A 13,770-nucleotide genomic window follows, 5' to 3' on the forward strand; every position below is an offset into this window, starting at 1 on the left:
CATCTTCGATAAGGCTCCAACGTAGTCGTAGATAGACTCAAAAGTTGGGGGCGATTAAACTGAGTGCATGAAATTAAATGCAGATTTAGGCGAACGCGTTAACGGTAAACTGCTTGGCATGGATGCTGAGCTTATGCCGCTGCTTGATCAGGCTAATATCGCTTGCGGCGTGCATGCTGGCGATCTGAAGACCATGCGCGACACCCTGCGACTCGCAAAAGAGTACGGCGTCGAAGTAGGCGCACACCCCTCCTACCCGGACCCTGAAAACTTTGGCCGCACCTCTATGACTCTGCCCAGGGAAGCGTTGATTGAGGTGATCACCCATCAGGTCGACACCCTCAGTCAGATAGCTGAAGAGGAGCAATACCCGATTCACTACGTGAAGCCACACGGTGCACTCTACAACGACATGATGGCGGATAGTGAGCTGTTTGATACTGTTTTGGATGCTATCAATCGCTGCTCAAAACCACTCAAACTGATGCTATTAGCTAACGACAGACACCCAAAGTTTACGGCTTTGGCCGATCGTAAAAAGATTGAACTGATCTTTGAAGCCTTTGCCGATCGCGCTTACACCGACCAAGGGCAGTTGGTCTCCAGAGATCTAGCCCATGCGGTCCATGCAGCCTCTGAAGCGATTAACCAAGTGCGTCGATTAATTGATGATGGGGTTATCCTGTCAGAAAACAGCCACCCGTTGATCTTTCCGGTCGAATCAATCTGTGTGCATGGTGATAATCCAGAGGCGCTCAAGGTTGTGCAACAGATTCGAGCGCTAATCTAATGGCACAGTGGCGATTCGAGACCGCCTCAGAGTGCGCCATCATGATCTACTTTGATGGTGAGCTGAGTGTTTCATTAAATGAGTCTGTTGGGCAGCTCAACTCACTACTTATAGAGCGACTAGCGCCTATTCTTATCGATTTGGTTCCATCCTATAGCTCTATTTTGCTGAGCTATGATGTCTGTAAAATTAGTGAATCCGAGCTCAAACAGGCTCTAATCCTTCTGCAACAGGAGCCTTTAGAAGCCGGTCAATCGATCAACTCAACATTAGTCCACCTACCGGTCTGGTACTCTGAAGAGGTCGGTCAGGATCTAGAGCGTGTGGCACAACAGTCCCGCCTGGAAGTTGATCAGGTGATTAAGATCCACAGCGGTACTGACTACCGAGCCTTTGCACTAGGGTTTGCTCCTGGTTTTGCTTATCTAGGCGAAGTAGACCAACGCATCGCAACTCCAAGACTGGAAACGCCAAGAGTCTATGTACCTGCTGGGTCTGTTGCCATCGCCGATCAACAGACGGCTGTCTACCCTGCTGCGTCACCGGGTGGCTGGAATATTATTGGTCAATGTCCGGTTGAGCTGTTTAATCCAACTCAAGCACCCTACTCTCTGATTCAGCCTGCCGATCGGGTTCGATTTGTCTCCGTCAATCAGGATACATTTGAGCGGATCAAACAGTGCCCAGAACACTGGTCTCTGTCGGAGGGCAGCTGTGTCTAGCTGGACGATCACTAAGGTACTCGGTCAGGTTACCATTCAAGATAACGGACGAACCGGATTTGCTCATTTAGGGATAACCGAATCAGGCGCGGCCGATAAGTGGGCGATGCGCTGCGCCAATGCTTTGGTGGGTAATGCGGAATCTGAACCTCTGTTAGAGATCACGCTGGGTGGTTTTGCGTTTACCAGTGGTTGTGAGGTCAGTCTGGCCGTCACCGGCGCAAAAGCACCCCTCTTTCTTAACGACATTCCAGTAGACCAGTATCAGACCATTGAACTGCACAAAGGTGATCGGTTTGAAATCAAACCCGCGTCAGAGGGTGCTCGCCTCTATTTAGCGGCATCGGGTGGGTTTGATACAGAGAGACTCTTTGGCAGTGCCTCGACCTGCACCCGAGAGGGCTTGGGCAGTGAATTATCGGTTGGTGATGAGCTCACACTTTCAAAACCCACCATCACTGATTCGGTGGCTCTCTCAGTTGATCAGATTCCACAGTTTAAACGCTCGATTCGATTGGGCTTAGTGAAAGGGTTACAGAGCCACCTTTATGACTGGCAGGCTTTTGATCGTTTTTTCCAAACGCGTTTTGAAGTCTCTCCACTGGCAGATCGAATGGGTTACCGATTGATAGCCGATAACCCTATCAAGCCACCTGTAGGGGGTATTCGATCTGAGGGTATCAATCTAGGCGCCGTTCAAATACCGGCCGATGGCCACCCCATCATTATGCTCAATGATCACCAAACGATCGGGGGATATATGAAGATCGGCTCGATCTGCCGAGCCGATCTAGCACTTCTAGCCCAAGCCACACCTGGGACCGAAGTTTTCTTCTACCCGATCTCTGTAGAGCATGCACAGCATCGCCTTAGACATCAGCTAAAACGCGTTCCTAAGCTGGTTTAACTGTTGGAGCCTTATCGCAGATGAGGCAATTGCACTTAAACCGAAAACTTCGCGGCCTATTCTAGACCGCTCCAACAAGAAAACGGCTCGAGCTGTTGGAGCCTTATCGCAGATGAGGCGATTGGACTTAAACCTAGTGCTTCGCGGCCTTTGCAAGACCGCTCCAACGAGAAAGGCTAAGTGCTCCAACGAGGCGATTCATCTTCAAACCCACTTAGCATCCCAATGGCTATACTCTCGAACCGTTTTCACCAGCCCTGCTCTGACAGGGTTGTAGATTATATATCTAGCAATATCTTCGATGATTTCTTCACTGCGGATAGCATGATCATAGAAACCTTGCTGCCAAATATTTCCGTGGCTGAAACGAAGATAATGCTTGCGTGATACGGATGTTTTAACTGATTGCATCAGTTTTCCCAAATCAATAGCGTCATGCCCCATCTGTAGTAACCAATGTATGTGATCTGGCATCACGACGTAGGCTAACGTGGATATTGGTTGGCTATTGATAGCATAGACCGCTGATCGGGCTAACCGAAAATCGTTAAACACTGGACGTCGGTCTTTTGTTGTCGCGATTAGATGGTAGATCTGATTAGGGATTGAGGTTCGCCCTTTGCGAAGGGCTTTGGTACCCGGTTTCATACATTCATCCTTGACTGCTATGAAACGTTTAGCTTAGATGAAATTTCTGGGTTTGCTTGATTATTTTTATCGCGGCCTATTCTAGACCGCTCCAACTAGGGAACGGGAGGAAACGTTGGAGCCTTATCGTAGATGAGGCCATGAGGCTTGAATCTAGCGCTCTCGCGGCCTTTGTAAGACCGCTCCTACGGTGGAGCAGGGGTTATTTTTGGCACTCTAGGACTTCGACTAGGCCTTTGAATTCGTCTCGGTTTTTGTCGTTTAGGTCGATGAGAATGCGGTGGGCTTCGATGATTTTAGCGCGCACGGCTTCGTCGGACTCTTGAACGAATGGCACTTCGGTTAGATCTTTCTTACTGGTGGGCAGCTCTTCTAGAAGCAGGAAGATGTGATCGAATCCCATGGCGTATAGGATTTTGGTGATGTCTGGGTTGGTTGATACGATGGTTGGACGGGGCATATCACATTTGGCGCTTTTAACGGCCAGCTTTGCGATCAGTCCAAGAGAGGTGCTGTCGATATTGGTGGTCTCGGTCAGATCGATCAATGTATGAGTGACATCATCTCGACTGAGCATTGAGCGCAGGTGTTGATCTATTGTTGAGCAGAGCGTCAGACGCACATCACCAATAAATTTAACCACATAGTGGCCATCTTGAAAGGCGAACAACAAGCCGCCATCTGTCGTTAACATCGACGTGAAACCATCATTATTGCAACATCATCAGGCAACTCCGCCTCTTCATCTACGACCCGTTTTAACAAAGTCTCTGGAGAGGGCTGTTCAGCCTGACACAACCGGAGCAGATTCTGCTCTTTCTCTTCGAGTTTGTCACCCTTTATGATCTCTAAAATACCGTCCGAAAAGAGGTAGATTGAGAAGTCAGAAGCCAATTCGCAGCTGTGCTCTTCATAGAGCGGCTCTTCAAACAGCCCCACTGGCATTCCCCGCCCTTCTAAGTAGTGCGCTTTATCGCCCTGCACTAACACCATAGAGGGGTGATGCCCACCTATACTATAGGTCAGTTTTGCGGCTTTGGTATCAACCACACCAATCAACATCGTCATGTGCTTACCAAAACTGGTCAGTAGAATCTCTTTATTGAAGTGCTCTAACAGCTGTTGTGGATTCTCCAACCGATCACTTTCGCCTTTAAAGTAGGCTCGTTGTAGGCGATTGGTCATGTTTTTCAGTAGTACTGTCACCAGTGCGGACGAGGCTCCGTGTCCTGACACATCAGCCAAATAGAATAGATACTGATCGTTTTTCAGCGGAATCAGATCGATAAAGTCACCGCTCAACAGAAGTGAGGGTCGCAACAGATATTCGCAGCTAAGCGATTCATCAAGCGATTGATGAGTAGGCGGCAGCAGTCGCTGCTGAATTTGCGCAGCCGCATCCTGATCGGCTTTTAGCTCTTCTAAACTCTGGCTCAGTGAATCTCTTAAGTAGCGCGCCGATTCAATCGCGATGGCACGGTCTAGTTGGCGATCTAATGAGCGCACCAGACTTAACGGGTCATTGCGCACTTCATCAAGACTGAACACACCATCGGCCCCATTACGAAGGGCTCGCACGAGCGTGTTTTGTTCAAGCTGAGAGATAAATGCGATGGTCGGTTTTGGACTGACTCGTTGCGCTAATTCACTGAGTTGCTGAGTTTCAGGAAAGGAGTGGAAATCGAAAAAGAGAAGCGAGGTAGAGTGGTGTTCTAGATAATCTTCGACGGCATCGAGTGTCGCGCAGGTGGCCAATCTAAGACCATCCACCTGGCTCAATTCACAAAGATCAAAAATAGCATCTATGGTCTCGGTATCCGAGGAGTAGATTAAAATTCGAGTCTCTTGTGAATCCATCGCAGGTTTCGTCAAACAAGTAGCAACATATTAAGTACCGAGACTACTCCTGCGAAGGTGTGAAGTAAACTGCTGTTAGAAGTCGTCTGCGTTGTACTCTACACGACCATCATTGACTTCGAATTCACGCTTCTGCAGGTAGGCATCTCGAATGAACGTGTAACGATCACCCGTAACAACCCCTTCACGATCAAGCAACGACGCACGCTTATCAACCACTTTCAGCGCTTTTAAGCCGTAGCGTAGCTCATCAGACTCAACCTGGTTCAGTGGGTCTAGGTACATATCGGGAATAATACCTACCCCATCACGAACAGTGGAAGGTCCAAACAGAGGCAGAACAAGGTAAGGGCCTGATTCAACACCCCATGCACCTAAGGTTTGTCCAAAGTCTTCATCGTTTTTAGGAATATCCATGGCTGATGCCACATCAAACAGACCACCAATACCGATGGTGGTGTTGATGAGAACGCGCGATAGATCCTGGGTTGCTTCAACGGGTTTAAGCTGAAGAACGTTATTAAAGAAGGTGACCACATCACGCAGATTATCAAAGAAGTTACTGACGCCCTGCTCGGCCACATCTGGCATGATAAAACGGTAACCTTGAGCAACCGGCTTAAGAATGGCGCGATCTAGGGATTCATTAAAGTTGAAGACACCACGGTTAAAGCCTTCCCAAGGGTCATTTAACTCCGAATCTTGAGCCACTGCTGTGACCGAATTGAGTGACAGACTCAGTACAAAAAGAGCCAACAACTTATTTAAAACGTTCATTAAAAACTACCTAATTATCCGTTAGCGCCTAACCAATGATTTATGAAGTATAGGCCAAGAATTCTTTAATGGATCTATTATCCAGAAACTTCTGTGAACCTCTGCTTAAGACGCTTCTCAGAAATTTTAAATTCTGTGCCAAGCTCTTGAGCAAACAGTGAGACTCGGTACTCTTCGATCCACCACTTAAAGTCGATCAACTCGCTACCCACTTCGCCAGTATCACGCGCTTTGGCAACGGCTGCTTCATACTGTTGTTGCCATTTAACCAGCTCATCCGACCACAAAACCTGCTGGCGTAGGGTTCTTTGGTACTTATCTAATCGCACTTCAATCGCTTTGAGGTAGCGCGGTAGATGTGCCAGCCACTGCGGTGGCGTCTCGGTGAGGTAGGTTTTATCAATCAATCGATCAAGTTGCGCACGAATGTCATTCAGTACCGGTACCGTCTCTAATGAGACCTCACCGTTCAACGTCTTCGATATGCGATGCACGCGTTGATGAAGTTCTATGACAAAGGCTGCAATGGTTTTGGCCTGCTCATGCAGATCGGCTCTCACCCGATCTCGAGTTTGGCTAAACTCCGACTCACTGGTAGGCAGATTATCCTGATCGATCAGGCTCAATGCCGCGGCCATGATGATCTGCTCTTGCAGGAAGCGTTCATTATATTTCTTACCCGCCTGCAGAATCGCTTGCGCCAAATTAGGCAGGCTTTTACGAATATCTTTAACCTGAGTTTGCAGAGATATCAGCACCAAACGTGCCACACCTCGATGTGACTGGCGTTGTGCATCCAAGGGCTGGCTCAATAAGGTCAGCTCGACATTCTCACCCTTATCGATCAGTGCAGGGTAGGCTTCCACTTCGATACCGCCAGCATGTTTAACGGTTTTCTGTTTATCGAGTTTGCCAAAACTCCACTCCGTTAGTTCTGTCTCACCCCAACTCTGTTTAGGTGCTTGCTGAATCGCTGTCTGTGCCGCATCACCCAGTTTACGTTGTAGCTCGGACCAATCACGCCCCTGCCCTAATAGGTTTCCCTGTTCATCGATTACGCGAATATTGGCTTGATGAATCGGTTCAAGCTGCACACTTTTCAGCTGATCCACCTGAACACGGTGCCCAGTCAGACGCAGCAGCTGCAGTGACACAGCCTCAAACAGGTCACCATCACCAAACGCCAGTTTCTCCATTAACTCAGTGACATAGTTGGGGATCGGCACAAACTGTTTACGCTCAGCCTTAGGCAGGCCACGTAGCAACGCCTCAAGCTTGGCGGCCAACATACCCGGTACCAGCCAGGCTAGACGTTCGGTACTGAGTCTGGGCAGCAGTGGCAGAGGGCAATCAATACTCAAGCCATCATCGACCGCACCTAACTCAAATTTGTAGCTCAGTTTTAAAGGCGCACCCTCGATCAACAATACTTCTGGGTACTGTTCATCTCGAACATGATCTGCCGAGCGTTGCAGCACATCCTGCTCGGTCAAAAAGAGCAGCTTAGGGGAGGCCTGTTCTGCTTTTTTGCGCCAAGATTCAAACCCAGCTCCGTTGACGATATCTGATCCCGCGTGTTGATCCAGACGCTCTAAGTAGAACTGAAACAGTGTCTCTTCATCGACCAACAGATCGCGTCGGCGCGACTTATCCTCAAGCGCGGCAACGGACTCTAAAAGATCTCGATTGTGTTGGAAAAACGGCGCCTTAGTCTGATATTCACCCTCGACCAGTGCACTTCGAATGAAAATTTCATGGGAGACTTCGCGATCGATCGGACCATAGTGCACCTTACGTTTAGGCACAATAACTAGGCCGTAAAGTCTGACCTGCTCACTGGCCACTACCTGAGCACGTTTTTTCTCCCAATGCGGCTCTAAGTAGCTACGTTTGATGAGGTGCTTAGCCAAGGGCTCAACCCACTCTGGGTTAATCTCGGCAAGGGTATGAGCAAACAGCTGACTGGTCTCAATCATCTCTGCAGCGACCACCCACTTCGGTGCCTGCTTAAATACGCCTGAGCCAGGGAATATTTTAAAGCGGCGGTTACGCGCACCAAGATACTCACCACGCTCCTGCTTGAAACCGAGGTGTCCCAAGAAACCCGAGATAATTGCTCGATGAACCTGATCGTAACTGGCCGGTTCACTGTTCTCTTTCAGATCAAGCGACTTGATGCTCAGATGCAGCTGTCGATGCAGATCTCGCCACTCTCGCATTCTTAGGTAGCTAAGGTAGTGTTTAGTACACCACTTGCGCAGTTGATTCTGGCTCAGCTCAAGGCGTTGCTCCTCAAAGGCATTCCACAAATTAATCAGAGTGATGAAATCGGACTTCTCGTCATGGAACAACTTGTGTTTTTCATCGGCTGCTTGGCGCTTATTCTGCGGACGCTCGCGAGGGTCTTGGACACTCAGTGCACTGGTAACGATCAATATCTCACGCAGTGAGTGCTGACGACCCGCTTCAACAATAATACGTGCAATCCTTGGGTCGACAGGCAAGCGCGCCAGCTGTTTACCCAAATTGGTGATTGAACGCTTTGCATCGACCGCTTGCAGTTCTTCAAGCAGTTTATAACCATCATTGATGAAGCGTTTATCGGGTGGATCGATAAAGGGAAAACGATCAATATCACCCAATCGAAGTTGCAGCATCTGCAGAATAACGGAGGCGAGATTGGTTCTACGAATTTCCGCATCGGTGAACTCAGGACGAGAGAGAAAATCCTCTTCCGAGTAGAGTCGAATGCAGGTGCCGGGAGCTACTCGCCCACAGCGACCTGCACGCTGGTTGGCGCTCGCTTGTGACACTGGCTCAATCGGTAAGCGCTGTACCTTAGATCGATAACTGTAGCGCGACATGCGAACCAGACCGGGGTCAATGACATAACGAATGCCCGGCACTGTCACGGAGGTCTCTGCCACGTTGGTGGCTAACACGATACGACGCCCTGCTGAGCGACCCGAGGTAAAGACCTTGTTCTGTTCCGCTAACGACAGCCTTGCATAGAGCGGCATGATCTCAACATCTTTAAGATCAGCCCTGCGCAATTTCTCTGCACTCTCTCGAATCTCTCGCTCACCCGGTAAGAAGATCAGAATGTCGCCAGGCATACCACCCGGTTTAGCTCTGTCGATGGCAATGAGTTCATCGACAGCGTTGAGAATGCCCTGCTGAATATCACCACTCGCCTCATCATCCTCATACGTGGATTCGTTCAATGGGCGGTAGAGTGTCTCTACCGGGAAGGTTCTTCCGGAGACCTCTATCACAGGGGCATCACCAAAGTGTTTCGAGAAACGCTGCACATCGATGGTTGCAGAGGTAATGATCAACTTAAGATCGGGGCGTTTAGGCAGAATTCGTTTGAAGTAGCCCAATAAGAAGTCGATATTGAGGCTGCGCTCATGCGCCTCATCGATGATGATGACTTCGTATTTGTTCAGGTATCGATCATGCTGAGTTTCGGCCAGAAGGATACCGTCCGTCATCAGTTTAATCTGAGTCTCTTCGCCAACCTGATCGTGAAATCGAACTTGATAGCCGACTCTAGAGCCCAATTCAGTTTTCAACTCATCCGCAATACGACTGGCAACCGTGCGCGCGGCCAATCGTCGTGGCTGTGTATGTCCAATCAACCCTTTACAGCCTAACCCCAACTCTAGGCAGAGTTTTGGCAACTGGGTCGTTTTACCGGACCCGGTTTCACCTGCGACCACCACCACTTGGTTATGCTGGATTGCATCGAGTATCTCTTGGCGTGCACCCGTCACCGGCAGGTCTGGGTAGTCGATCGGTAGCAGAGCTTTTTCGGTCTTCTGCGCCACTATCGCTTCCGATCGCTCTATGCGTTCAACCGCCTTTTGCAGTGCCGTTTCATCGATTTCTGCTGCCTCGGAGAGTCGTTCCAATGCACGACGAATAGGGTATTGGTCGCGTATTTGGCAACGCTCGAGGCGGTCAATAAACGGTTTTAATGTCGGATGCACAATGGGACTCATAATTTTTGATAGCCGCGAATTTTACCCAACTGGTAAAAAGGCTGCCAGAGAAGCGATTAAATAGTTGGTTTGGCCCAAGGGTTAGGGTTAATCAACCAGTCCCGATCGTAATACTCGACCGACAGAGCTATGGGGCAGAGCCCGTCTCAGCTCAATAAGATGTGGGACTTTATAGGCCGTTAAACGTTGACGACAGTAGTTACGGATCATTTTCTGCGTCAAACGACGGTTGTTGGTCACTACGAATAGACGGAGCTTGATTTCGCCATCCTCCTGATAACTGCCGAAGGCACAATCGGTGATGTCAGGGTGCTGGGAGATGAGCGCTTCGACTTCAGAGGGGTAAATCTTAAAGTTTCCAACCAGTGAGATGACATCAGACTGGCGCTCAATCATATGCAGTGAACCATCTGGGTCCACACGTCCTATATCACCTGTCCTAAACCAACCTTGCTCAAACTGGGTGTCAACTTGACCGGCATACCCCAACATCACTTGGGGGCCTCTAATGCAGATCTCTCCTGCACTGCCTTGAGGCAGTTCACTGCCAGACTCATCTTGAATACGTACCTCAGTCTCTTGCAGCGGTCGACCGACTGCGCCGGTCACGAACCTGCCACTCGAGTCCAGCGTCACAACGGGTGAACACTCGGTTAGGCCATAGCCCTGCGAGATAACGCAGTGAGTGATCGCTTGCCATTGATCACCAATGGCTTGATTGAGTGGTGCACCACCTGACAGAGTGCATTTGAGCATTGAGAAGTCGAGTTGAGGAAAGAGCGGATGCTGTACTAAGCCCATAAAGAGTGGAGCCACACCGGCAAACAGGGTCGGGCGAAAACGATCAAACAGCTCTGCAATGTGATTGATCTCTTTGACATCCGATGCCATCTCAACCACCCCACCCTGACACCAGGTCATTAAACAGATCATTGAGGGGTAGCTATGATAGATCGGCAAGGGCATCAGTAATCTTTGCGGGCCAGAGATACCGATATCTACAAGCCGATGATTTAACTGCCCAACATTACTGAGCAGGTTTCTGTGACTCAATTGCACCGCTTTTGCCTGCCCCGTGGTAGCGCTGGTCAGCTGTATCATTGCCACCTCATCCACCTCTGATCGTGCACTGAGCATCAAGGAGTCTGAGTGATAGACAATCGCTTCACGAAATTGAAAATCCGCCAAATTGGGTGAGCGTTTGCGTATATGGCGCCAAAGTCGCTTAAGTGGAAACAGAAACCAATTTGAAAAGTCTTCAGGGGAGCAGCTTACAGTGGTTAGGCCATGGCCTCGACGGACTGCTAATTCGGCTAAGTTAGAGTGTGAGTGACAGGCAATCAGTGCCTTGGCTTGCGTCAGTTTCGCGACCCGTTCTAACTCGGTGATATCAGCGGAGGTTGTCAAACAGACCGGTACCAAACCGGCACGCCAAAGCGACATTAACAGCAGCGGGTAGTGAGCACCATTGGGCATCTGAACAATGACCCTATCCCCTGCTGAGAGGTTTAGAATTTCGACAAACCATTGTGATACGGCGCGGCAGTGACCATTCAGCTCAGAGAAGGAGATCTGTGTGTTACCCTCCCGAACGGCAGGTACATTGGCGTATTGATTTGATAGCCATTGAGGCAGTTGCGAAAGGCTGCTTATTGAGAGGGGCAATTGAGACATCTTATTCACTGCGATAGAAGCAGGTCTCTCCCTCTTTGAATACCCGGGCTTCACCTGTCTGAATAGGCTGCCACACCTCGTTATCGGTCAGTGGCTCTGTCGCGATCACTGTGACGATATCGTTCTCCTGAGTCTCGCCCCTGAAGTCGACCGTCAAATCACAATCTTTTAGCTGAGCCACTCCAAAAGGCGCGCGCCGGGTAATCCAGTGCAATTTAGTAGTGCAGTAGGTGAAGAGCCAGTCGGAGTCACACAGCAACATATTGAAAACCCCTAGCGCACGAAGCTTATGACAGCACTGGGTAATCAATTCAAACAGAGGTTCCGTTTTTTGGGGAGGTTCTGGAAAGGCTAGTCGCACCTGATCCAACAACCAACAGAAGGCATACTCCGAATCGGTGGTACCCACTGGTTTATAAAAGCACAGAGGCCAATCAAAAATCACCGGATTCAACTGTCCGTTGTGAGCAAAGGTCCAGGTGAAACCCCAGAGTTCGCGACTGAATGGGTGGGTATTTTCTAGATTAACTGAACCTACATTGGCTTGGCGAATGTGGCTGATGACGTTCTTGCTTTTGATCGGGTAGTGACAGACCAACTGAGCAATGGGTGAGTCGACACTGGGTATCGGATCATGAAAGGCTCGCTGAGCCTTTCCTTCGTAGAAACCGATACCCCATCCATCCTTGTGCGGTCCAGTACCACCGCCACGCTGCATCAAGCCGGCGAAACTGAAACAGATATCGGTGGGTACATTAGCACTCATACCCATTAACTCACACATAGCGACTCCCTGTCTTTAAGCTAGTGGAAGTATAACTGATTAAACGACCGGGGTCTGACCTCTATTTTGGAGCTTTCCAAAACATGGAGCTTAACTGGATTGCGGATGACAGGCTAAAGCCAGTCATCCTTCTAAGTTAACTAGCAAGCTTAAAGCAGGGAACGTAACCCGCAAAATCAATCTTCATTCGACGCTGCTCAATGAATCCATTCAACAATTTATCGAGTGCAGTGATCACCTCGGGATCGCCATCTAGGATGAAAGGCCCCTTTTCCGCAACCGCTTTAACAGCAGGCTCTTTAACGTTGCCTGAGACAATACCCGATAGTGCTTTACGAAGTTCTGACGCCAGTTCAGAGATCGGCTGACCTTTGTGAAGATTCAGCGCGGCCATATTGTCGTGTGTCGGTTCAAAAGGCAGTTGCAACTCGTAAGGTATCTGCAGTTGCCAGTTGAAGTGGTAAGCCTCACCGGACTCTTTACGCTGTTCGGTGACTCGGTTGAGACCCTCTTTCATCAATGCAGCCACTTTCGACGGATGATCAATCACAACCTGATACAGCTTGCTGGCCTCTTCACCGAGCGTCGCTTTAACAAACTGATCGATCTGCTCGAAGTAGGCCTCGCTACCTGCAGGGCCTGTAAAGATAAAGGGCATCTCTACATTGCGATTCTGTTCTTGAAGCAAGATGCCAAGCATGTAGAGAATCTCTTCTGCTGTGCCCGCTCCGCCTGGGAATACAATGACGCCATGACCGAGTCGCACAAAAGCTTCTAGGCGTTTCTCAATGTCCGGCATGGTAATCAGTTCAGAGACAATCGGATTGGGCGATTCAGCCGCAATGATGCCGGGTTCAGTAATGCCTATGTATCTTGGGTCGCTAATGCGCTGTTTAGCGTGTGCAATGGTGGCCCCTTTCATTGGACCTTTCATAGCACCCGGGCCACAGCCGGTACAGATATTGAGGCCTCTTAAGCCCAGTTCGTAACCCACTTTTTTGGTGTAGGCGTACTCATGGCGAGCAATAGAGTGACCGCCCCAACAGACCACAATGTTGGGTTTAATGTTGGGTCTTAGCGATTTAGCGTGTCTTAAAATGTGAAATACTGTATTGGTCAGTTTCTCACCTGGCGTTAAGCCCTCACAGACATCATTAAGCTCGTCTACTACATAGGCAAGGTCTCGTAACACCGAGAAAAGGTGCTCACGAATACCATCGACCAACTCACCATCCACAAAAGCCGACGCTGGTGCATTGATCAGATCCAGCTGCACACCACGGTGTTTATTGACGATGTGCACATCAAAATCTTGGTATTTCTCAAGCACTTCGGCCGTACAGTCCATCTCACTACCGCAGTTGAGTACCGCCAAAGCGCATTGGCGAAATAGAGGGTATAGCCCAGAATCGCTTCGATCCCGAATACGCTCTACTTCATAGGGTGAGAGCATATCCAAACTCTCAAGAGGTTTGACACTGGCACTGACAAATAGATCGCTCATAACACTCTCCTTCGCGTAATCACGATGTCATTATTTACGTTTATACATGAAGGATAGATGACATTCAGCTAATCGGCAGAACATATTTGCCAAAGGCGAATGC

At 49.4% G+C, this 13,770-nt stretch carries 11 protein-coding genes; 3 read left to right on the forward strand and 8 right to left on the reverse strand.

Translation table 11 applies throughout. The features are described from left to right. The first annotated feature begins 67 nt into the window (after nt 1-67). Genes XMD530_RS00225 through XMD530_RS00235 form a run of 3 tightly spaced genes read left to right on the forward strand, consistent with a single transcriptional unit; the run spans nt 68 to nt 2,419 of the window. Nucleotides 68-790 carry a 5-oxoprolinase subunit PxpA gene (locus XMD530_RS00225; RefSeq protein ID WP_173505646.1) on the forward strand — a complete coding sequence of 241 codons (723 nt, stop codon included), beginning with the start codon at nt 68-70 and terminating at the stop codon, nt 788-790. Next, nucleotides 790-1,512, forward strand: a complete 723-nt coding sequence (gene pxpB, locus XMD530_RS00230) for a 5-oxoprolinase subunit PxpB (RefSeq protein ID WP_173505647.1) — start codon at nt 790-792, stop codon at nt 1,510-1,512. The genes XMD530_RS00225 and pxpB overlap by 1 nt, the downstream gene beginning before the upstream one ends. Beyond that, nucleotides 1,505-2,419, forward strand: a complete 915-nt coding sequence (locus tag XMD530_RS00235; protein WP_173506519.1) for a biotin-dependent carboxyltransferase family protein — start codon at nt 1,505-1,507, stop codon at nt 2,417-2,419. Before pxpB ends, XMD530_RS00235 begins: the two co-directional genes overlap by 8 nt. Before the next feature lie 204 nt (nt 2,420-2,623). Here XMD530_RS00235 and XMD530_RS00240 read toward each other — a convergent pair whose 3' ends face one another. From XMD530_RS00240 to ppnN, 8 genes are all read right to left on the reverse strand, one after another. Next, on the reverse strand, nt 2,624-3,067 hold the full coding sequence (locus tag XMD530_RS00240; protein WP_173480604.1) for a transposase: 444 nt from the start codon (nt 3,065-3,067) through the stop codon (nt 2,624-2,626). Between the two features lie 202 nt (nt 3,068-3,269). Further along, nucleotides 3,270-3,761, reverse strand: coding sequence for an STAS domain-containing protein (locus XMD530_RS00245; protein WP_173480603.1), 492 nt, complete (start codon nt 3,759-3,761; stop codon nt 3,270-3,272). After that, nucleotides 3,755-4,924, reverse strand: coding sequence for a PP2C family protein-serine/threonine phosphatase (locus XMD530_RS00250; RefSeq protein ID WP_173480602.1), 1,170 nt, complete (start codon nt 4,922-4,924; stop codon nt 3,755-3,757). The genes XMD530_RS00245 and XMD530_RS00250 overlap by 7 nt, the downstream gene beginning before the upstream one ends. 75 nt (nt 4,925-4,999) lie before the next feature. Next, complete coding sequence (locus XMD530_RS00255; RefSeq protein ID WP_173480601.1) at nt 5,000-5,701, reverse strand: VacJ family lipoprotein; 702 nt, start codon at nt 5,699-5,701, stop codon at nt 5,000-5,002. 77 nt (nt 5,702-5,778) lie between these two features. Beyond that, nucleotides 5,779-9,693, reverse strand: coding sequence for an ATP-dependent RNA helicase HrpA (gene hrpA / locus XMD530_RS00260; RefSeq protein WP_371731647.1), 3,915 nt, complete (start codon nt 9,691-9,693; stop codon nt 5,779-5,781). 99 nt (nt 9,694-9,792) lie between these two features. Further along, complete coding sequence (locus tag XMD530_RS00265; RefSeq protein WP_173488606.1) at nt 9,793-11,379, reverse strand: AMP-binding protein; 1,587 nt, start codon at nt 11,377-11,379, stop codon at nt 9,793-9,795. Nucleotide 11,380: 1 nt separating this feature from the next. Beyond that, complete coding sequence (locus XMD530_RS00270) at nt 11,381-12,163, reverse strand: class II glutamine amidotransferase (RefSeq protein ID WP_173488605.1); 783 nt, start codon at nt 12,161-12,163, stop codon at nt 11,381-11,383. 136 nt (nt 12,164-12,299) lie between these two features. Next, complete coding sequence (gene ppnN, locus XMD530_RS00275) at nt 12,300-13,667, reverse strand: nucleotide 5'-monophosphate nucleosidase PpnN (protein WP_173506521.1); 1,368 nt, start codon at nt 13,665-13,667, stop codon at nt 12,300-12,302. Nucleotides 13,668-13,770: the final 103 nt, after the last annotated feature.

The sequence above is a fragment of the Marinobacterium sp. xm-d-530 genome (genome assembly GCF_013283365.1).
Taxonomy (GTDB): Bacteria; Pseudomonadota; Gammaproteobacteria; order Pseudomonadales; family Balneatricaceae; genus Marinobacterium_E.

What these genes read in the sequence shown, in the direction of transcription:
- XMD530_RS00225 (WP_173505646.1), top strand. Translation starts at nt 68, where the DNA reads ATGAAATTAAATGCAGATTTAGGCGAACGCGTTAACGGTAAACTGCTT.
- pxpB (WP_173505647.1), top strand. Translation starts at nt 790, where the DNA reads ATGGCACAGTGGCGATTCGAGACCGCCTCAGAGTGCGCCATCATGATC.
- XMD530_RS00255 (WP_173480601.1), bottom strand. Translation starts at nt 5,701, where the DNA reads ATGAACGTTTTAAATAAGTTGTTGGCTCTTTTTGTACTGAGTCTGTCA.
- XMD530_RS00245 (WP_173480603.1), bottom strand. Translation starts at nt 3,761, where the DNA reads ATGTTAACGACAGATGGCGGCTTGTTGTTCGCCTTTCAAGATGGCCAC.
- XMD530_RS00270 (WP_173488605.1), bottom strand. Translation starts at nt 12,163, where the DNA reads ATGTGTGAGTTAATGGGTATGAGTGCTAATGTACCCACCGATATCTGT.
- XMD530_RS00265 (WP_173488606.1), bottom strand. Translation starts at nt 11,379, where the DNA reads ATGTCTCAATTGCCCCTCTCAATAAGCAGCCTTTCGCAACTGCCTCAA.
- ppnN (WP_173506521.1), bottom strand. Translation starts at nt 13,667, where the DNA reads ATGAGCGATCTATTTGTCAGTGCCAGTGTCAAACCTCTTGAGAGTTTG.
- XMD530_RS00240 (WP_173480604.1), bottom strand. Translation starts at nt 3,067, where the DNA reads ATGAAACCGGGTACCAAAGCCCTTCGCAAAGGGCGAACCTCAATCCCT.
- XMD530_RS00250 (WP_173480602.1), bottom strand. Translation starts at nt 4,924, where the DNA reads ATGGATTCACAAGAGACTCGAATTTTAATCTACTCCTCGGATACCGAG.